Annotated in this window: 15 protein-coding genes; 7 read left to right on the top strand and 8 right to left on the bottom strand. The window is 46.2% G+C overall.

What is annotated here, in order from left to right:
• Window positions 1-6: 6 nt before the first annotated feature.
• Window positions 7-1,263: an adenylosuccinate synthase gene (locus L4D19_RS05250; RefSeq protein WP_075762784.1), complete on the bottom strand. Its 1,257-nt coding sequence runs from the start codon at window positions 1,261-1,263 to the stop codon at window positions 7-9.
• A 157-nt stretch (window positions 1,264-1,420) separates the two neighbouring features.
• On the opposite strand from L4D19_RS05250, the gene L4D19_RS05245 reads away from it, so the two are divergent.
• The gene (locus tag L4D19_RS05245) at window positions 1,421-2,311 is read left to right on the top strand and encodes a LysR family transcriptional regulator (RefSeq protein WP_428451541.1); all 891 of its coding nucleotides are present in this window, start codon (window positions 1,421-1,423) and stop codon (window positions 2,309-2,311) included.
• Between the two features lie 189 nt (window positions 2,312-2,500).
• Window positions 2,501-4,180 (top strand): hypothetical protein, encoded by a 1,680-nt coding sequence (locus tag L4D19_RS05240; RefSeq protein ID WP_428451540.1) that lies wholly within the window; start codon window positions 2,501-2,503, stop codon window positions 4,178-4,180.
• A gap of 117 nt (window positions 4,181-4,297) precedes the next feature.
• On the opposite strand, the gene L4D19_RS05235 is transcribed toward L4D19_RS05240, so the two are convergent.
• On the bottom strand, window positions 4,298-5,386 hold the full coding sequence (locus tag L4D19_RS05235; protein WP_075762781.1) for a DUF871 domain-containing protein: 1,089 nt from the start codon (window positions 5,384-5,386) through the stop codon (window positions 4,298-4,300).
• A 589-nt stretch (window positions 5,387-5,975) separates the two neighbouring features.
• Here L4D19_RS05235 and L4D19_RS05230 point away from each other — a divergent pair.
• Window positions 5,976-6,374, top strand: coding sequence for a hypothetical protein (locus tag L4D19_RS05230; RefSeq protein ID WP_428451539.1), 399 nt, complete (start codon window positions 5,976-5,978; stop codon window positions 6,372-6,374).
• Between the two features lie 152 nt (window positions 6,375-6,526).
• On the opposite strand, the gene L4D19_RS05225 is transcribed toward L4D19_RS05230, so the two are convergent.
• Complete coding sequence (locus L4D19_RS05225; protein ID WP_428451538.1) at window positions 6,527-9,382, bottom strand: BRCT domain-containing protein; 2,856 nt, start codon at window positions 9,380-9,382, stop codon at window positions 6,527-6,529.
• 136 nt (window positions 9,383-9,518) lie between these two features.
• On the opposite strand from L4D19_RS05225, the gene L4D19_RS05220 reads away from it, so the two are divergent.
• On the top strand, window positions 9,519-10,736 hold the full coding sequence (locus L4D19_RS05220) for a vWA domain-containing protein (protein WP_428451537.1): 1,218 nt from the start codon (window positions 9,519-9,521) through the stop codon (window positions 10,734-10,736).
• Between the two features lie 23 nt (window positions 10,737-10,759).
• Window positions 10,760-11,869, top strand: coding sequence for an AAA family ATPase (locus L4D19_RS05215; RefSeq protein ID WP_428451536.1), 1,110 nt, complete (start codon window positions 10,760-10,762; stop codon window positions 11,867-11,869).
• A 133-nt stretch (window positions 11,870-12,002) separates the two neighbouring features.
• On the opposite strand, the gene L4D19_RS05210 is transcribed toward L4D19_RS05215, so the two are convergent.
• From L4D19_RS05210 to L4D19_RS05190, 5 genes are all read right to left on the bottom strand, one after another.
• Window positions 12,003-12,551 carry a hypothetical protein gene (locus tag L4D19_RS05210; RefSeq protein WP_239413636.1) on the bottom strand — a complete coding sequence of 183 codons (549 nt, stop codon included), beginning with the start codon at window positions 12,549-12,551 and terminating at the stop codon, window positions 12,003-12,005.
• Between the two features lie 374 nt (window positions 12,552-12,925).
• Complete coding sequence (locus tag L4D19_RS05205; protein ID WP_428451535.1) at window positions 12,926-14,191, bottom strand: RidA family protein; 1,266 nt, start codon at window positions 14,189-14,191, stop codon at window positions 12,926-12,928.
• Window positions 14,192-14,589: 398 nt separating this feature from the next.
• The gene (argF, locus tag L4D19_RS05200; RefSeq protein ID WP_428451534.1) at window positions 14,590-15,636 is read right to left on the bottom strand and encodes an ornithine carbamoyltransferase; all 1,047 of its coding nucleotides are present in this window, start codon (window positions 15,634-15,636) and stop codon (window positions 14,590-14,592) included.
• Window positions 15,637-15,720: 84 nt separating this feature from the next.
• Window positions 15,721-16,812: an agmatine deiminase gene (gene aguA, locus L4D19_RS05195; RefSeq protein WP_428451533.1), complete on the bottom strand. Its 1,092-nt coding sequence runs from the start codon at window positions 16,810-16,812 to the stop codon at window positions 15,721-15,723.
• Window positions 16,813-16,827: 15 nt separating this feature from the next.
• Entirely contained in the window at window positions 16,828-18,234 is a 1,407-nt protein-coding gene (locus L4D19_RS05190) for an APC family permease (RefSeq protein ID WP_428451532.1), read from the bottom strand.
• Window positions 18,235-18,633: 399 nt separating this feature from the next.
• Between L4D19_RS05190 and arcC the strand changes: the two genes are divergently transcribed.
• On the top strand, window positions 18,634-19,542 hold the full coding sequence (arcC, locus tag L4D19_RS05185; protein ID WP_428451531.1) for a carbamate kinase: 909 nt from the start codon (window positions 18,634-18,636) through the stop codon (window positions 19,540-19,542).
• Between the two features lie 124 nt (window positions 19,543-19,666).
• A complete protein-coding gene (locus L4D19_RS05180) occupies window positions 19,667-20,278 on the top strand; it encodes a TetR/AcrR family transcriptional regulator (protein ID WP_428451530.1) in 612 nt (203 codons plus the stop codon).
• Window positions 20,279-20,342 lie beyond the last annotated feature (64 nt).

Below are 20,342 nucleotides of genomic sequence, written 5' to 3'. Positions count from 1 at the left end.
GCTGTATTAGCGATTAATCATTTGCTCACGCTCCGGGCCTACCGAAATCATTTTGACCGGTACACCCATGAGTTCTTCGATACGCAGTACATACTTCTGCGCGGCAACTGGCAGACTTTCGAATGTACGGCATCCGGTAATATCTTCGCTCCAGCCTTCCATTTGCTCATAAACCGGCGCCAATGACGCAGTTTGCGGCCAAATTGGGTTCTCGCTGTGTTCGCCATCATAGTCAACGCAGATCTTCAGATCAGCCATGCCGCTCAGGCAATCAAGCTTAGTTAGCGCAATCTCGGTAGCTGCCTGAATTTCCACCCCGTTACGCGTTGCAACTGCATCAAAATAGCCCATATCACGCGGACGGCCGGTCACTGCACCATATTCGTTGGCTGACTCACGGAATGCATCTTGCTCTTCCATCGCCGTGATCAGGGTACCGGTGCCCACAGATGAACTGAATGCCTTAGCAACCGCAATGACACGCTCTGGGCGCAGTGCCGGCAAACCGCTACCAATACCTGCGTAGGTTGAGATCACGTTGGATGATGTCGTCCACGGGTATTCGCCGTAAACCAAATCTCGGCCAGCACCCAGCTGTGCTTCAAACAGCAGATTTTGCTCTTTTGCCTGTAGCTCTTTCAGCGGCAGGGTGACATTGCAGATTGCATCACGCCAAGGTGCTGATACCTCAAGCAGCCACTGCGTCATTTCTTCAGCAGTCTGCTCAAATTCAAAGGATGGATACAAAGCTTTAAGCTGAGGCAGTTTCCAATCCATCATAAACTGAATACGCTCTCGCAATACTTCTGGCTGCTTCAACCAACCGACCAAGATGCCTTTTTTCATGACTCGGTCGCCATAAGCGGGCGCTATGCCCTGACGTGTCGACCCGTAGGCACCATCACCCAAGCGCTCTTCTTCAAGTGTGTCTTCAATAGCGTGGAGTGGAAGACAAAGCGTCGCACGGTCTGAGATACGCATGTTGACGTTAACGCCAGCTGCTTTCACCTCAGCCAATTCTTCGGTTAATGGCGCCGGACTGATCACCATGCCTGGGCCTAGCACCGCAATACAATCAGGATTAAATACGCCGCTTGGAAGCTGGTGCAGCTTGAATGTGCCAAACTCGTTAACTACGGTATGGCCAGCATTGTTTCCGCCCTGAAAGCGAATGCTCGCTGAAGCCTGATCGGCTAAATAATCAACGATACGGCCTTTGCCTTCATCACCCCAGTTCGCACCAACAACAACAATAGACGACATGATTAACTCTCCTTAAAAGCGATGCCACTATCCTATTCCTCAGCTTGAAATAAGAAAAATTAATAATCGTTATTAGCTTGATAAGAATTCCATATGGGATTTTTCACTAACCAGCGTAGAATAACGCTTAGCATAGCGACAACTATCAGGGAGCAGCATGTTAGATATTCACTGGCTTAATACCTTCGTTACTTTGGCAAAATTAGAACATTTCGGTAAAACGGCTACTGAACTGCACATGACCCAGCCCAATGTCAGCCTTCACATCAAGCAGCTCGAACAGGCCACCCGGGTAAAGCTGATTGAACGTAACCCGTTTCGGTTAACACAGGCCGGCGAACGACTCTTGCAAAGTGCAGAAAATACCCTGATGGAACTACAGGTTTGTCAGGCCGATCTTAATGCTATCAACGACTTGTGTCAGGGAACACTGACGATAGCCGCCAGTGATATCATTTCAAGGCTGCTGCTGATTTCACCTTTCCAGTCGTTTAAGCAGGAGTTTCCCGGTATTGATTTGTCGCTACTCAACACGACTTCATCACAGGCCGCCGAGCTGGTGAAAAGTGCCAAGGCAGATCTGGGCTTCGTGATGGCGCAGAAGGAAAGCCAACCGTTGCATTTTACCGAATTACAACAGGTTAAGTGGTGCGCGCTCGGCAATGGATTGCAAAGCTGGCAGCAAGGAATCCAGACAAACAAGCAGGAAGAGCCCACACTGATCTTGCTCGGCCACGATACCCGTACCCGTGACCTACTTGATGCCGCCCTGCCAACCCTCAACCTGCCAACTTACCGTGTCATGGAAGTCGGTAGTGTTGATGCCCAAATTGACTGGGCCGAAGCCGGATTCGGGGTGGCGATAGTGCCGGAATTCTCCCTCCATCCCAAGCTTAACCTACAAACAACCATCACCCCACTGCCCGATTTCCCGACCACCAGTCTCGGCTATATCGTTAGGCAAAATCAGGTACTGTCTCGGGCAATCAAGCAGCTACTGAACTGGGTAAACGAAGAAATTGTCAGGTCACAACAGGTAAATACCTAGCCGCCCTTGTATAACAATTGCATATAAATTCCGCTACCGGGAACAATCTTGATATTACTCGCCACTTTACAGAATGTTATATATGACACATAAGCTATTGAAATATTTGATATAGCAAGGCCCCACTGATACTATGCGCGACCAATTTCTTAATAACAATCTGCATATTAAGTAAAACCAAGGAGTTGTATGCTTTGTTCAAAGTGCGAGTCTGCACGTTATCTTTCCGATTCATATTGCCCACAATGCGGTGATCAGCATCAAACGAAAATGACCATCAACCAGTGTCGTGATATTGATTCTGAAATTGCCAAGATTCACGATAAGCTGCCAAACGCCGAGGTGTTTACGGGTGTCATGACCGACACGCACCGCTATAAGCGTATCTTAAGGAATAAATCAAATAACAAAGAAGTCGGTTGTTGGTGGGTAACCCTTGATGACGGTGAAAACAAACGTCAACTTACACTTTCATCCGAAGATGACTTCCTCGACAGCCTGAACAAAGGCGACATTATTACTGTTTTCCGCCCAACCCCGGCAACAAAAACCTACAAAGTATTAGGCAAAGACTCCAAGGAAATTGTCACCAACGATGACTGGGCACCAGCTGTCGTTCTTCACAACGACAAAGGTCAGCGTTCAAGCCTGGATCCTATCTATGATCCAACACCACGCAATATTTCCAGCAGCATTTTCAGCACCTTATTAGGTAGTGCGATTCTAATGGGATTATTTTTCTGGTTTATTGACAGCCAGCGTATCTACATGACCACGGATAGCTTACTTGTTATCGGCGCTGTACTCTGGGGTATTTTGGCAACCTTATCCATTCGAAAAGATAAGGCGCGCTTCGAGGAAGAAACCGAGCTCCATAGTACAATCAAGCATTATCTGAAACGTATGCTTGGCTGCCAGACCAACGAGCTACAGGCAACGCACATCAAGCGTATCTACCAGCCAAACGACTGTATCTGCCCTGACTGCGATACCCGCATTCCATCCTCATCAAGCTATTGCTTTAAATGTGGTAGCAGCAGCAATGTGGCTCCAGAGCCAACAGCAGAAGCAAACTGTGACAGCGGGGAAAGCACTGAAGTAACAGTGCAGCAAAAGTCGACAATTTCAGCGCAAGAGCGCTTAATTGAAAAAGTCTCTCCAGCCCTGTATTCAGAAGCGACTGATTATACGCATAAATACGCCATTGGCTCAGCGGCTGGTACGCTGAACGGCCATGTGCTGTTTGGCACAGTGATCGACCGTGATCTGACATCCAACATTAACAGCTGGACTGAAGAGCAGATTGAAACAACGACCTATAAAAATGGCTACGGACATACAACGCGTACTGAGTCACGTGTAGTGAGCAGTGTTAACCACCGTCGTTCTAACATCAACGGCTACCTTGTCATTCGCACACTTAATGGTAAGGAGTATCCGTATAATCCTGGTAGTACCCAACTTGGCAGCACCGATGTTGGTGACCATGTAATGATTGGTTTTGCTGAAGCAAACTTCGGTGAACAGGACAAGACCAGCTTCCAGCAGTACTACTTTAACCTGACTAAAGATGATCTGTGGCAGAAAGAGTGTATTACCCAGCTTAACAAAACAGGGGCAACAAAAGCAGTAAACTTGCTTCTTCTGGCAGCCGCTGGTGGGCTCTACTTCTACTTCTCTGCCAACTACATGCAAGAGTTACTGATGATCCCGTATGCACTGCTCGGCGTGTTCGGTGTCTTGTGCATGAAAGCGATTGCTGCCGGTAGTGCCAACAACAAAGCCAGAAAGGCGCTTGCCGATATTCTTCATGACAAGTTGAATATTGCACGCAATGAGCGTGAAAACTGGCTTTCATGGCTTGGTTAACAGCCAATTTCAAATAACTTAAATAGCTAAAGCCGAGCAGTTGCTCGGCTTTGTTTATTATCATTGTCAGGAAATTTTTTAGTCTGGCTAATAGGATAGCAATCCTATTAAACGCAATTACGCTTTGGCCAGCTTGAACTTTTGCCAAGGCTGGATCTGATCCAGGAAGCGTAAGTTGGTATCAGTGACACGGCCGATAACATTGCTGCTGCCGTCATTGTCGAAATCAACCAGCGCAACATGCAACTCACCTTTGTAGCGTGGCGAGTTGGCATTATCGAGGATCACATCTCCCCGGCGGATCTGGCGCGCATTTTTCTCAGGGATCACTGCATCCTTAAACTTCAGGCGAGGCATGGTGGATCGAATAGTGTATTCACCGCAATCTCCGCGGAAGAAGTGCAGCTCTTCAAATGCGATAGTTTCCTCATCATCGTTAAGCTCGACTTCCAGCTCGACATCCAGTGTTACCAGCCCCTTGTGAAGCTCACCCAGCTTCTTCAGCTCTTCCTCACTCGGGAAGCAGTTGGCGATAATGACATCATCAACCACACCAGTATAAAACAGGTCTTTCGCCTGTACATCAATCGGCAAATCACGGTGCTCTTCGATGGTGCACAGACCATCAGCCAACGGCCAAGGGCCTTTCGCCCCCTCAACTGCCGACCCAACAAAGGCTGCAACGCGCAAACCGTGTTTCTTATAGATTTTTGAGCCCTTGATAAAGTGCTCACGCGTTAGACCAGAGCGGCGCTTAGGATAGAAGTTGTGACAGCCAATCAGGTAATCAGTATCAGGGTGGAAAGACAAAATGTTGTCCAGATAACCATTCGCCACACTGACGTTGAGCTCGATTTGCAACCCATATGGGTTAAATGTCATCAGGGCTTCTTCATTACCGGTAAAGCCTTCATCAAGGCGAATGCCATCCACGCCCATCTCGTTAAAGAAGCTCAAGTTCTCGTAGCTAATGCCAAGATCGTCGAAAATATGTGGTGCAACATCCGCAATGACTTCAAAGCCATGCTCTTTCGCACACAATACCATGTCTTTAAATTCGGCAATGATCTGCTCTTTATCACCGTCAACAGACAATAAGCAGGTAAAAATACGACTGAAACCATACTTGGCTGCCGTTTCGATATATTCCTTATTGCGCTCTAGGCTTGCTAATTCCGGATAAACCGATATACCCAACTTTCTCATTCATCTAATTCCTTATTGTAACTGCTCGATATTCTATTTCATTAAATATGGCGGAATCATATAAGCAAACTTCTTGTATCGAATCGCTATATTATTCACTCAAAAGAACGATAAAAAGAGGTCATAAACCATTTATTACCTCCCCTTTTATAAATCTATTCCCAGCCATTATATAATGGTTTAACTTTAAAAACAGTTTCCCCTGAAACAACAAAGATCACAATTACCATCAAACTTAGACATAAGTAAGCGCGCAATTTTTCGGGACACTTCGCAATTATATAAACGATGATTCACGGAATTACATAATGACCAATTATTAGTGTGTGAGATGAGGAAAGATAGGGCAACGCACTCAGCACCCAATTCTCTTCCAAAGTACACAATGACCGCTCAAGTCGGCAGAAGTGATCGCACATAGACATCAAGTGCCACAGTTCAAAGATGAGAATAACTCTCATTGACATCCCGGGTGATTATATGTAAGTTAAATGCATCTTTTGTTCATCTCGATGAAACATAATGAACTGTTCGATACTTCGGCCAAATGAAAATCATGTAAGATGGGGGTAAGAAAAAGGAACCTATGATGTCAAATAAGGAAATCCAGCTTTTTTGCCAAGACTTAAATATGTATCTCATGGAAAGGTTCAATTACAAAACCGGCCCAGCCACATCTAATATGTTCACTATTGATGCCAGCAGGAAACACTTTGATCTCTATTTAAGATTCAAGCCGACTACAGATATGTGGAAATCCAATACTATCGTCATTGCAAAAATAGGGTTTAAGCATACCCGTGTTGGGCATGGTACCGATCTACTCAAGTTCATCGTTAAAGTATCAAATAAATATCAAACCAATAATATCGGCATCGAAGGTGCCAATGACAGTTTAGCCAATTTTGCAAAAAACATGGGCTTTGAGAACTTTCAAGGCAAGCAATGGATTATTGATATAGAGCGATTAAGAACGATACTGAAATAAAGCTCCCATTATATTTGATAATAAGCTGACATACTTATACCTAAGCTAGCTCAAGCTGCTCGTTTCAGCGAGAATTACTTGGCTTCTGACCGAGCCGTGCAGGCTACTCAGCGATTTGGAAAGAGGGCGATTAAGCCCTCTCGGTTTTAACGTTAATCTTCTAGGATTTCACAATCCGGGAAGGCATCACGGAACACCTGTGGTACAGCGACCGACTCATAACCACTGCCATAACCGGTACGGTAGTCTGGCTGGCTCGGACGGCGGAAATCTAATAGTTTCAGCTTCTTGAGCTTGAACAGTACCTTAGGGAACTCATCGAAGTGGTTATAAGATAAATCCAGCTCTTCAAGCTCGGTTAACTTGGCAAGCTTAGCTGGCAGCCCCTCAAGGTGGTTAAACCTAAGACTCAGTTTTGTCACATCGGTATACAGCTCAAAACCGAATGGCAAAGCACCAAGGTAACAGTTACTCAAATTTAGCTCGGTAATTTTAGACGAAGCCGGCAAAGTCTTCGGCAGGCGGGTTTTAGGCTCTCCCAACATATTCTGGTGCTGCATATAAATATCCGGATAACGATGGCTATCAGTCATCCGTTTTTCGCTGGCACCTTCTAGCTGACCATTGAATCCACAACCTTTATTCCAGTTCAGGCACTCCCCTTCGATCAATTCGCTAATGATAGCAAGACGTTGAGGTGAGTCTTCTTTCTGGGTCAGCACCAATAGCAGGCCTTCACCATAGCGATCGAAGTAGTGCTTGGCAAAATCAAAGCAAAGCTCTGGTCCCCACTTTTTAAGCTGCCCTTTAAGCTTTTTGAACATCGGCCCTTCGCCCATATCCCAGCCTTCACCGTTATCACCACGCACCGCGTTAAACAAAATGCGATCATTGACTGCCAGTTGGAACAATTCGCTGCCATGACCCGCAAGCAGCGCCTTTATCTGAGCACGAAGGCCGTTATCTGAAGTCATCTTGAGGATCAAAAACAGCGGCATCAGCATAGCGCTGGTAACACCGCCCTGAGCCAGCATCTCAATCGCAACCCGGTGAGAAGCCTCATCCGGTGAATTCAGCATTTCCAGCACGCTGTCAATCATGCCGCTATCCACAGCACTCTCCTGTTGCAGAAACTGTGGCGCTTCTTGCTGGAAAAACTGTTGCAAGGCGGTATCGTCAACCAGTAAGTGCTGTTCAGGATCAATAGCCGCTGTACCTTTCGGATTATTACCCACCAGGATATGAGTAACCTTATCATCCAATTTTTTACTGATGCTAAAGCCCAGCTCAGCCGATTTAGCTTTGATTTCCGCAGACTTAAAACCACTGCGGCCGCAAATGAATATACAGCTATTTCTGTCCAACGGCCGTTTGGCCACCGTTGACTCGGCGACCTGTCGCAACCATGCCAGCGCCTGTTTTTTATACGGTGTATAGCGCGCTTCCATGAAGGTCAGGTAGAAACGCCCGTCCATTATCGGCAGTTCTCGGGGGAATTTCAGCGGGAGCAACTGTTGCCAATAATTACGTTTTTGATCTACCGTCAGCTCCGCATTAATTAATACCGCCAGCTGTTTTTGTAGCATCTCACTGCGACGCCCGTTGTCATACAGGCTAATCTCAACACTGCTCCCTGGTGGAAGAGCTGCCAAAGCTTCAAGGTTATAACCTTCTTCCTCATCAGGGTTAATCGCCAACTCCAAAGACTTGAACGCAGGCAAAGTAAGCAACCCGCTCAGCTCCGGCGAGTTTGCCGGATTTAGATTCATTGAAACATCGTCAATGACGACCTTCTCAAGCGAGCTCATTGCAGAGAGATCACCAAGCGCCTGCAATCGACACGTCTGAATAGTGAGCTGCTCTATCTGAGCCAATGTCCGGATTGCAGGATGCAGTTCAGTGCCGTCGCAATGATATAAAGCCAACGCTTTAAGGTTCGGCAGTTGTGGAAATACTGCGGTATCCATCAAACCTTGAATAGAACCCAATGACAAGTGTTGGAGATCGGAGCAAAGGTTGAGAAAGCCCAAATCATCAATGGAAGCACCGAATAAATCAATCTGTTCAAGGGCTGGCTGCTTTACCTGTGCAAAGCCGCTCATTACCCCTTTGGCATTACTTAATGCCAACTCTTTAACCGTTAGCTCGTCATGTAACAGGCAGCCGATGTTACATGGACTGTTATTCATGCGAAGAGATAAACGATCAACGCGCTTCAGTTGAGAAAACAAACCGTCCGGTAAGGATGCCGTCGGCTTTTTGAGCATGATTGTTAGCTCATCGGCAGAAAGCAGATTCCCGAACATCTTTTCCGGCAATGCCGCTGTCGTAATGTTCATCTCAAGCTTGCTCATATGTGGAGTATCACCCAGCACGTTTTCGGGCAAGCCATCCACGCAAGGCAATGACAGTCGCAGCTCATCCAGACTGTCGGGCAAACTTAGCCGCTTCACTGTCAGCTGGGTATCTTTGTCGTAATGGTAGCTTTCATCATTGAGATCTAACTGGCGCAGGGATCGTACAGCCCTAAGATCGATATCCAGCAATTCAACCGATGGCAGAACAAGGCTCACGAATTCAAGCGCCGATGCCGATGTCGCATCAAACACCAGAGACGTACCTTGTACGGACACTTCTAAGTGGCTCAGCTTAGGAAGATTGCCAAACACACTGAGATATTCCGCATCCAGCACTGAAGAGATAGTCACTGTTTCCAACTGAGACAGATTGGCAGGATCAACGCCTTCCAGTTGCACAAGGCAACCTCTTGCGAGCAGTTGCTTCAGTGCAGGGAAGTGAGCAAAAAAAACAGCATCGATTAACCGGCTCTGGTCTGCCCTATAACTGTAGCAGTTAAGCTCAATCGAACTCAGACTGGGAAATGCCTTCGCAACATCGCTCCATTCCGGCTTTTCTTTCCTGCATTCATATTTCAGGTGGGTGACATCGGAGTGCACCTTAGCCAACACTTCTTCAACGTCGTAATCATCCAGACAAGCATTCGTCACGAATTATTCCTTATTAATCATTATTCTGTACCGATTGACCATCCACGCATTATATGGATAATCACCTTAAAATCATACAGTTAAACGGTGTAACCACATTAGTTCTCACACATTGTCACGCATACTGGTAAAACTTATGTTGCGTGAGCCCTTCTATGGTCACTACCTGGGAGGCTTTCATAAATCGACAGTGGACAGCTGTGCTGAACATGCTCCGCCACTTCAGCTAAAGCCACAGGGAAAAAGCGACCTTCAACTGGTTTGCCTAAGTGAAACCTGGCAAAAACTGGACGAAGATCAACGGTTGGGGGCACTCAAGCATGAAGCTCTGCACTTGGTGTTTGGGCATCTCTTTGCGCGTGGCCGCTACGCTGATAAAGCCCGTTTTGACCTGGCCGCCGATCTCGTCGTCAATCAATACCTTGAGGCCAGACAACTGGTCGACACGGCGATAACGCTCTCAGACCTCAATAACTGGCGTCGAGAGCTCAAACTCCCTCCGCTAGAACCTAACCGCGAGCTCGCCTATTACTATCAGGCAATAGCGCAACCAGCAGAAGAACTTCCACCGCAATGGCGATCTGCCATTAGCAATAGTGAACGCAGTAATGATCGTGGCAATGACAATAACGACAAGACATCGCAAACCTTCAATCTGGGCCACGATGGTTGGCAAGTCTTCACCAATGCGGCTAAATCAGAACGATCCCTGTTGGAGCAACAGCTTGAGAATAAACTCAGCCAGGCAGCACAGCGAATAGAGCTGGATGCGAAATCACGAGGTAACCTGCCTGCCGCGGTCCTGCATGTATTGACCCAGCTTCTGGAAAAACGCCAGGCCACGGTGAACTGGCGCCGGTTGTTACGCCTATTTGCCAACAGCAGCCGTCGTACTTCAGTCAAAAATACCCTGCGCCGTCCGTCCAAGCGATACGGAACCACCCCGGGCACAAAGATCCAGCCGCATCAGCGCCTGTTAGTTGCCGTGGACACGTCTGCCAGTGTCGATAACAAACAACTTAGTGCCTTCTTTGAAGAAATTGGCCACATCTGGCGGGCAGGTGCCGAGATCACCGTACAAGAGTGCGATACCGAAATAAAACAGACATACCCGTATAAGGGCATTGCCCCGGATAACGTTTGTGGCCGAGGAGGGACTGATTTTAACGCCCCTATCGCCTACGCCAATCAGCACAAATTCGACGCCCTTATTTACTTCACTGACGGAGGCGCTCCGGCACCAGAGATCGCCCCACGAATGCCGCTGTTATGGCTGCTGCACAGCCCTGAACCTGGACATACGTCTAACGATTTACGCCGCAGCGGCCGCGTGATCCCGATGTCTGCATCCTGAATTTGACCCTTAAGCGAGTTCTTATGAGCCACAAACACAATTACACTTATTACGGCCTGAGCTGTCAGGCACCGGAAGTCCGCCAGTTTGTCGAACACCTTCTGCCTGTCGATGGCAAACGCAGCGTTCCTGTGTGTATCTGGGGTCGCCATGGGATCGGTAAAACCCAACTCGTTGAACAGATCGCCAAAGAACAAGGGATGCAATGGCGCGCGATTGCGCCGGCTCAGTTTGAAGAGATGGGAGACTTGCTGGGAATGCCAATTACCGAAACATTGGAAAGCGGTGAAACGGTCACCCGCTTTGCCGCTCCTCATTGGGTACCGACCGATCCGGGGCCTGGCATTCTGCTCATCGATGACGTTAACCGAGCCGATGAGCGAATCCTGCGGGGCATCATGCAGCTACTGCAAAACCATGAACTGATCAGCTGGACGCTGCCAGAAGGCTGGCAGATAGTACTGACTGCCAACCCGGATGGCGGTGACTATTCAGTCACACCAATGGATGATGCGATGCTAACCCGTATGATGCATGTGACCATGGAGTTTAATGCCAAGGCATGGGCAATGTGGGCAGAAAAGAGCGGCGTAGATCCACGCGGTATCGACTTTGTACTGACCTACCCGGAACTGGTCGATGGCGAGAGAACCACTCCCCGCTCGCTGGTACAGTTTTTCCAGAGCATTGCACCAATCGACGATCTGAAAGAGCAGCTACCGCTGGTAAACATGCTGGCACAATCGTGCCTCGACGAAACGACCTGCGCGGCATTTATCGCATTCGTTGAGCAAAACCTCAGCAAACTAGTATCACCACAGGCCATTGTAGACAATAAAAAGTTCGACAAAGAAATTGGTCCGCGGATCGTCAAAACTGTCGGCAGCAGCAACCCGCGTATTGATATCCTGGCAACACTCTGCACCAGACTGCACCACTACCTTGAGGTGTCCAGGCTAAAGGTCAACAAGACCCAAATGGGCAATATCCAGGCTTTTCTCAAAATGGATGTATTACCGAACGATTTACGCCTGGGCTTAATGCAGGATTTGATGAACTCAAGCAATACCAGCCTGAAAGGCGTCCTGGCAGACGCCGAACTGGCTAAGCTATTCCTTAGCCAGGCCGCTTAGAGCCAACATAAAAAACACCCTCAAGCAAAATGCTTGAGGGTGTTTTACCAAGCTCAGGATTTATTCAGCGGATCATGAACCTAACTGTTTGGTGTTGACTGATCGGCGTTAGCCTACATCATTTCAGCAATGATTAATTTTGGGCAACAAGCTCACCTTTCTCCTGTTGGCTTGGCGCAATCAGCTTGTAAGACATAATGCCGATGACCATGGCTTTGATAACCATCATTTGCGGGTTGCCGTAGTAGGCTGCCATTCCGATGAAACCTGACACCAGCATCAGTGCCCGGTACTTACGTAGCGTTGTCATATAAAGGGCTGCAACAATCAGTCCCAAGTCCATAAATTGCAAGGCAACAGGCAGTGTCGGCTCGGCAATAAACGCCGTAACAGCAACATACACGATGTACATGATTGCTGCTGCCATCACCGCGGCCAGTAAGTTAACCACCACTTTTGCAGCCTTGGTAAAATCATTGACGTAACGGTAAGTGTTAATGGCCGCTACAGACAGGTTGAGGATCAGTTTTGGCCACCAGCCCATCAGAATTGACCAGATAATGTCGTTCGCAGCAGAGCCAAATGCAGCAAAGCGGGTGAACTTCATACTGTTAAACACAGTGATGGAAATATAGAACGCAACTGACGTCCAACCTAATACTTCTGTAACTAGCTCTAGCAAAACCTAATCTCTTCTAATGTTATGCGGGTTAACCACACTCGGAGCAACATGAAGCTCTTAATGAGCTTATCTTTCCAGTGCAATTTGTCATCATGGTCGAATCATGCGGTGGATAATAACGTAAAGAACTCAAACTTTATAAACCAAAATTACGCTACAAGGCCATTTTGTGATGCCTGTACTAGCATGGGGATACATTTGGGGGCGAGTGTATATGAAAGCAGGCTAAATCCAGTCGAATACCCCCGCTATTAGTCTGGGTTTAGAATGTCTGAAACGACACAGGACTGGCTTCAAAACCTGAACACCCATTAAACCAAGCAGCCCTCAGATTAATGGGTGTTCTATCGTAGTACTATACTAGTTGCTGCTTTTTATAGTTTAGGTGGTGTCCCTTCACCGTTAGAAACAACGGCATCAATTTGAACTGATGCCGACATAGGAATAGACGCAACGCCAATCGTTGTTCTTGCTGGTAGTTCATCTTGGAAGTAGGTGACAAAAACATCATTAACGGCATCAATATCAGCAACATCTGTCAGTTGAACGTTCACTTTCACAACATCGTCCATGACATGATCAATGCTTTCTACGATCGCCTTAATGTTGTCCAGGCATTGTTTGGCCTGAGCTTTTACATCACCAGCGACAACTTCGCCTGTTTTAGGATTTAAGGGCAGCTGTGCTGCGATATGGTTGTAATGAGAAAACGCGACCGTTTGAGTGTAGTACGGGCTTGTTGGCGCGTTCTCTGTATTGTTGGCTTTGATAACGATGCCATGACGATCTTCTACTTCTTGCGGTGGAGTACCGTCACCGTGTGATACCACTGCGTCTATCTGTACCAACGCATCCATTGGTAATGCCGAAGCTACCACCACTGAGCGAGCAGGCACATAGGCAACAGCTCTCGCAATTGCGGAATCCGGGAAGTAGGTACTATAGATCTCGTTAACGGCTTCAATATCGTTAAGATCTTTTAGGAAGATGTTTACTTTGACGATATCATCAAATGGAACATCAATGCTCTCTAAAATCGCTTTGATATTCTGTAGGCACTGCCCTGTTTGCTCTTTGATTCCGCCAGAGACAATCTGATCTGTTGCCGGATCAATCGGTAATTGAGCAGACACATTATTATAGTGAGAAAACGCCACCGTTTGTGTAGACACAGCACTTTGTGGCGCATTGTCTGTATTTCTTACCAGTTTGATGAGGTCACACGGCTCTTGTGATGGGGTACCTTCACCATTAGAAATAACGGCATCGATTTGAACCAACGCATCATTTATTGGCAGCGCAGCCACCGCAACAGTTGTTCGAGTCGGAAGGTAACTGTTGAAAAAGCTTGAGTAGACATCATTTACAGCGTCAACATCAGCAATGTTTTTAACAAATACATTGAGTTTAACCACATCGTCCATAATGTGGCCGATGCTTTCAACAATGGCTTTAATATTGTCTAAACACTGTTTGGTTTGCTCTTTGATGCCACCGGTTACAATAAGGCCTGTGGTAGGGTCTATCGGTAATTGAGCTGAAATATTATTATAGTGAGAAAATGCAACGGTCTGTGTGGAGGCCAAGTCTTTAGGTGCGTTCTCAGTATTTCTTGAAAGTTTTATGATCTTGCTGGTCATGTCGGCGTTTATCCTGTTGTAGAGTAAGTGAATATTTTCTTCGTATTGGCTTGGGTTAATTCTTTATTTGCTCTTGTATTATTTAAATGAAAAGTAATTTCGGATAGCTAAAATTGCGAATGGTTAATAACTTTATAATAGATAAAGTGACGTACAATTTAATTTGATTAGAGTCAACATTCCGGATTAAACACTGATTCCGAGTAAAAAGTGTTAGCTTAATTTAAATATATTAAAGAAATAACATAGAAAAACCGATAGTGCGTTTTTATCACTAGAGAGGCGACTGATATTTTGCTAAAGCTGTTTCTTATCTTCTTTCTGTAGTTGCCATAAATATAAAAAGACCTCTAATAAATAGAGGCCTTTATTATTTAATATTGGTTAATCGCTATGCATTATAGTGTTTTTAAGAAGCCGTTGATCTTCTCTTCGTGATGCTTAATGGTCTCTTCTGTTGGAATGACCGCATGCTTGTGCGTGAAGTATACCAAGATGGCCATTTGAGCCGTTAAGCGGTTTTCAGCTTCATCGAACGCGACAGAGTACTCACTTTCTAGCGCACCACGGGTCACCTCTTCTTTGTCGTTAGCTGGTAGACAGTGCAACAACATTGCGCCTGGACGAGCTTTCACCATCAGTTCTTCGGTAATCACATAATCTGGCATGAAGGCAGCAAGACGCTCTTCTTTTTCATCCATTTGTGTTACCCAGTAGAAGCTGTCGCCGTAAACCACATCACACTCACTGATCTGATCTACATCATCAGTGATCTCGATATGACCACCAGACTCTTTACAGAAAGACTCTGCAAGTTCTACCCACTCTGGCTCCATATGGTATTTCTTAGGACCGATTTGCTTAAAGCCCATACCGTATTTTGCACATGTCAGCATCAGTGAGCGACATACGTCTGTCGCATCGCCCATAAAGGCAAGAGTCAGGTCTGACAGTCTGCGGCCATCTGTAATGTGCTCTCTGATGGTATAAAGGTCTGCAAGCATTTGAGTCGGGTGGAAGCGAGTATCCAGGCCGTTGATTACCGGCACGGTTGACATCTCTAACAGGCCATCTAGTGTTTCAGGACTGTTCGTACGCGCCATGATGATGTCACACATGCGTGATAATACACGTGAAGTATCATCAATAGACTCCTTACCGCCCAGGTGGATGTCTTTAGGAGACAGGAACAGTGCGTGTCCGCCAAGTAACGTCGCTGCCACTTCAAAAGAAACACGAGTACGCGTAGAGCCCGCCTCAAAAATCATCCCTACTGATTTACCCTTGAAAAGCTGAGGGATGGCGTTATCTCTGCGCGCTTGTTTGAGGTATGTCATCAGCTCCATCATGTTGTCCATCTCTTCAACAGAGAAGTCTTTCATTGACACCATGTGTTCCATGTTTGCTTTGTTTAGTTCAGTCGCGCTTGAAGAAGGTAGTTTCATGATAATGTTCCTTGTTTTATCCGGGGGATCTTCTTGTCGAACATCCCCTTTTGTTTCATTGAAAGTTGTTGGAGTAGATTTAAATTAAATTTTTGGTACTTGTTGGGTAATACAGTGGATGTTCCCGCCGCCAAGCAAGATTTCACGGGCAGGTACACCATTAACCTCGTAGCCAGGATAGATATCCTCTAATATCGCTTTGACGTCGTTGTCGTATCGCTCATCAAGCAGAGGCAGGACTATCTGCTTATTGGTAATAAGGTAGTTGGCATAAGAAGCCGCCAAACGTTCGCCTGCCTCTCGCTCCATTCCCTCTGCGATATCAATACCTGCCGCTTCTTCAGCAGACATAAACAGTGGGCCAGGCATCGGCAATTTGTGCACTTTGATGTTTCGTCCTTTGGCATCGGTTTGGCTGGACAGGTAATCGTAAGCTTCATGGCTAATTTCATACTGAGGATCATTTTCATCCTCACACCAGGTCAGTACGACTTCCCCTGGCTTCACAACGTGAAGAATGTTGTCGACATGGCCGTTAGTTTCATCGTTGTACAGCCCTCGTGGCAGCCAAATCACCTTGTCAACATTAAGGTGTTCACACAGAACGGCGGTAAGCTCCTCCTTGCTTAAGTCTGGGTTGCGGCTTTCATGAAGGAGGCACTCCTCAGTGGTATAGAGCGTGCCTTCACCATCAACGTGGATTGAACCGCCTTCCAAAACGATAGGCGCTCTGTAACGTGAATCTCTGATGGCTTCACACATTTTTTGTGCTACCTGATCATCACGATTCCATGGTGAATAGAGGCCATCAACAAACCCACCCCACGCATTGAACTCCCAGTCGACACCACGGCGTTCACCTTTGTCGTTGGTGACGTATGTCGCGCCAATATCACGCATCCATGAGTCATCCGTAGAAATCTCAAGTACCCGAATATCGTCTGGCAAGCGAGACACCGCGTTATCGTATTGCTCTGAACTCACCAGCATCGTCACTGGGGTAGTTTTGCTAATTTGCTTAGCGACATCGGTAAACACTCTTTGTGCTGGCTTGGCGCCATTGCGCCAGTTGTCTGTACGCTCTGGCCATGCCATCCAAATTTCACTATGAGGCTCATGCTCACCGGGCATTCTGAAACCATCTTGTTTTGGAGTCGTTGTAAACACTTTTTTCATGATTTTTCTCCTGAACTAAGCCTTCGCTTCTTGCTGTTCTACTTGTTCTTTTTTGCGTTTTAGTGCACCTAGCAGAATCCACTCACCAATCAAGATTGTGGCGATAACACCTACCAATACGGGGCCGGTATAGCTCCAATCTGCGACCGTAAGGTCAAGTGCTTCCGGGAAGATAAACAGTACGACTGCCTGGAAGATGACAAAGAAGCACACAATGGACATTACCCATTGGGCAGCCATGCCACCTGGCACTTGAAATGGACGCTCACGCTCGCCATCAACGAGGCGCAGCTTTAGGTAAGCCGGGAACATGAACAGGTAAGGCAGTAGGAAAATACAGCTAGAGAAAGCAAAGATTGACCAGAATAAGTCATCATTGCCCTGTGCAAACAATGCGTAAGACAAAATCACCACGGTAGAAACGATACCAGTAATGTTGTTTGCACCGACTGGTGAGCCTTTTTCTGACACTTTTGCCACTGGGGCTGGCAACTCGCCTTCTTGTGCCGCTTCTGCAGCAGCTCGGCTTGCACCCATTGTCCAGCTCACCATGTTGCCGATAAGAGTTAGCAGGGCGAGTGTGCCGAAAAGGTACACCATGGCAGTACCCAATACGCCGTCACCAAATAAGGTTTTGAAGGTATCGATAAGGCCGGCGACAAGGCCAATGCTTTCAACAGGCAGAGCCATCAAAATACCAACGGTGCCGAAGATGTAGAGGAAGGCCGTGATGCCAATAGAAAGGAAGACCGCTTTAGGCATGTCGCGAACATCTTTCATCTCTTTGGTCATGGTCGCAACCAGTTCGAAGCCCATTAGGTTAAAGACAATCGCAGGTAAGAAGGAAACGGCTGAATCCATATTTGGAATCATGGCTGAGAAGCTAAATTCGTTAGCGACACCATTGTTCATCGCATAGACAAAGCCGCCCACTCCAAGTGTGCTAATCACGATGATTTTCAACACCGCACCGACGTTTGTTACCCAGACGCCGATATCAGCAGACACATTACAAATCCAAACGGTTAACCAGGTTAGTAAGATACAGATGGCGATCTGTCCCCATAGGGAGAGATCCGGCATAAATAGCTCGGCAAACATTCCGGCAAACATGATGTAAACCGCTGGCATCCATAAACCAACATTGATCCAATAGAACCACGTGGTACGGACTGCCCATTTGAAATTAAACGCTTGTTTTACCCAATCGTATATCCCCCCGTCGCCTGGGTAGGTTGTGCTTAATTCGGATGTGATCAACCCATAAGGGATGACAAAAAAGATTAACATCAACACCCACCAGCCGATGGCACTAACACCGATACTGGCAGAGGCGGTTAATGTGTCGACTACCAACACTGCACATAAAGTAAATAGTGCAATAGCCGTGACTCCCATTTTACCTTGAGTTTCGTTACTCATCGCTCTTCTCTCCTTAATTCCAACTCGCTAGTTATTAAAGGAGAAAATTACGAAAAGAACTTTGATGAAAACTGAATATCGGTTTTGGTCAAATTAATTAGGATTAAAAATAAAATGGCTTCAACATAAATAGAGAAAATATACCCAATAGACCGGACAATTGATTTTTATCAATATTTGCCTTTTCGGATATCGATAAAAGGCTGGATAATTAAAATGTCTACGAGATCACATATCCAACTTGGAAAGTGGATTAATGATATTTTTGTGATTTAGGTAAGGTTTAATAATCCAGCTTTTGGACAAGAGTCGATTTGTGATTTTTATCCACAATCACAAGGATTTATTTCAATACAGTGTGATAAGTCTTTTTGACTTCACTTATTTGGAGAACTCGATATGTCTAAGCCTATTATTGTTGTCGCTGTAGGCGGAAATGCTTTGCTACAACGCGGTGAAATCATGAGTTGTGAAAATCAACAGAAAAGCATCGCGCAGACAGCAAGCTCATTAGCAGAGCTCAGCAAAGATTATCGTTTGGTTATTGTTCATGGCAATGGCCCTCAAGTGGGCTTACTTTCGTTGCAAAATGATGCTTACAAAGATTGTCCACCCTACCCATTTGATGTCCTGGGTGCTGAAACGCAAGGAATGATTGGCTACCTTATTCAACAAGGGCTCAATGCTGCCATTGAAGACCGTTATACCACCACCATTCTGACGCGTATTGTCGTCGACGAAAATGACCCAGCGGTGGCAGATCCTTCTAAGTTTATTGGACCTGTGTATACCGAAGAACAAGCCAAGCAGCTTGCCGAGCAAAATAGCTGGATAGTAAAACCAGATGGGGCGCATTGGCGTCGTGTTGTGCCGTCTCCGATGCCACAGGAAGTATTAGAGATCAAAGCTATTCAGGACCTATTAGAGAAGGAGCATCTCATCATCTGTGGTGGCGGTGGTGGTGCACCCGTGGTCGAAAAAGACGGCGCCTATGTGGGCTTTGAAGCCGTGATCGATAAAGACATGACTGCCGCATTGATTGCTCAGCAAATTGGTGCCGAACACCTGCTTATTCTGACAGACGGCACGCATGTGTGTTTGAACTGGGGAACACCAGACGAAGAGAAACTGGAAAATGTCTCCGTTGAGCAAATGAAACAGTACAACTTCCCAGCAGGTTCCATGGGGCCTAAAGTGGATGCATGCTGTCAGTTTGTCAAAAAAACAGGTCAAAAAGGACATATCGGTGACCTGACTTGCGCGTTAGAGATCATTGAAGGAAAATCCGGTACTCATATCCGTCGATAAAACCATTACTGTTTGATAAGCAGTTTAAAGGAGAGCTGGCTAAACTTTTCATTCTCTCAATGGATCTTTGGCAAGCGCTCCTTTATCTTTCTAATTAGTATTAGACTTAATGTATGGCAAGCATATGCGAAAAGTTAAGACAGAAGAAAAATTACGGAGAATTCACGAAGCTGTTGTCCAGTTGATGGATAGGCGTGAAGCAACGGATATCTCTATGTATGATGTCGCTAAAGAATGTGGCATGGCGACATCAACGTTGTACCATCACTACCCCAACATAGAAGACTTGTTTCATACATTATTAAAGGATGTTTTTGACGAGTTCGACCTATTATTGGAACGATGTATAGATGAAGAAAAAGTCTCGCATTGGACTGATATTAACAAGATGATAGAAACTGCCTATGTGGACTATTACAATAATAATCCTATTGCGAAGAAGCTAATATTAGGTCGCCATACATTCTCTGAATTAGGCCATGCCGATACCGAACATGATCTTGAATTAGGTCATCAGGTTGAAATGATTTATAGACGTTTTTTCGATATCCCTCAACTGTCGCAACCTATTAATATTTTTGCCATATCACTACAAGTTGCCGATAAAATCTATTCTCTTTCCTACCGGAAATTTGGTTATATCACACCAGAGTTAGCTCAAGAAGCGGTACGTCTTACCGAATCTTATCTTCAAATCTACATCCCCAAAATTTGTCAAAGAGTCGATTCAGAATGAAACCCCTAAGCAGTATAACGACAGCAATATACTGAAGGTTATTTATTAGCTAGCAGTAACTCAC

It is taken from the genome of Photobacterium kasasachensis, assembly GCF_050336885.1.
GTDB lineage: Bacteria > Pseudomonadota > Gammaproteobacteria > Enterobacterales > Vibrionaceae > Photobacterium > Photobacterium kasasachensis.
The sequence above is the reverse complement of the archived record's forward strand: the minus strand, read 5'-3'. Positions and strand labels throughout refer to the sequence as shown.

Coding starts and splice junctions, on each gene's coding strand:
- L4D19_RS05250 (WP_075762784.1), bottom strand. CDS start 1,263: ATGTCGTCTATTGTTGTTGTTGGTGCGAACTGGGGTGATGAAGGCAAA.
- L4D19_RS05245 (WP_428451541.1), top strand. CDS start 1,421: ATGTTAGATATTCACTGGCTTAATACCTTCGTTACTTTGGCAAAATTA.
- L4D19_RS05240 (WP_428451540.1), top strand. CDS start 2,501: ATGCTTTGTTCAAAGTGCGAGTCTGCACGTTATCTTTCCGATTCATAT.
- L4D19_RS05235 (WP_075762781.1), bottom strand. CDS start 5,386: ATGAGAAAGTTGGGTATATCGGTTTATCCGGAATTAGCAAGCCTAGAG.
- L4D19_RS05230 (WP_428451539.1), top strand. CDS start 5,976: ATGTCAAATAAGGAAATCCAGCTTTTTTGCCAAGACTTAAATATGTAT.
- L4D19_RS05220 (WP_428451537.1), top strand. CDS start 9,519: ATGTTGCGTGAGCCCTTCTATGGTCACTACCTGGGAGGCTTTCATAAA.
- L4D19_RS05215 (WP_428451536.1), top strand. CDS start 10,760: ATGAGCCACAAACACAATTACACTTATTACGGCCTGAGCTGTCAGGCA.
- L4D19_RS05205 (WP_428451535.1), bottom strand. CDS start 14,191: ATGACCAGCAAGATCATAAAACTTTCAAGAAATACTGAGAACGCACCT.
- argF (WP_428451534.1), bottom strand. CDS start 15,636: ATGAAACTACCTTCTTCAAGCGCGACTGAACTAAACAAAGCAAACATG.
- aguA (WP_428451533.1), bottom strand. CDS start 16,812: ATGAAAAAAGTGTTTACAACGACTCCAAAACAAGATGGTTTCAGAATG.
- L4D19_RS05190 (WP_428451532.1), bottom strand. CDS start 18,234: ATGAGTAACGAAACTCAAGGTAAAATGGGAGTCACGGCTATTGCACTA.
- arcC (WP_428451531.1), top strand. CDS start 18,634: ATGTCTAAGCCTATTATTGTTGTCGCTGTAGGCGGAAATGCTTTGCTA.
- L4D19_RS05180 (WP_428451530.1), top strand. CDS start 19,667: ATGCGAAAAGTTAAGACAGAAGAAAAATTACGGAGAATTCACGAAGCT.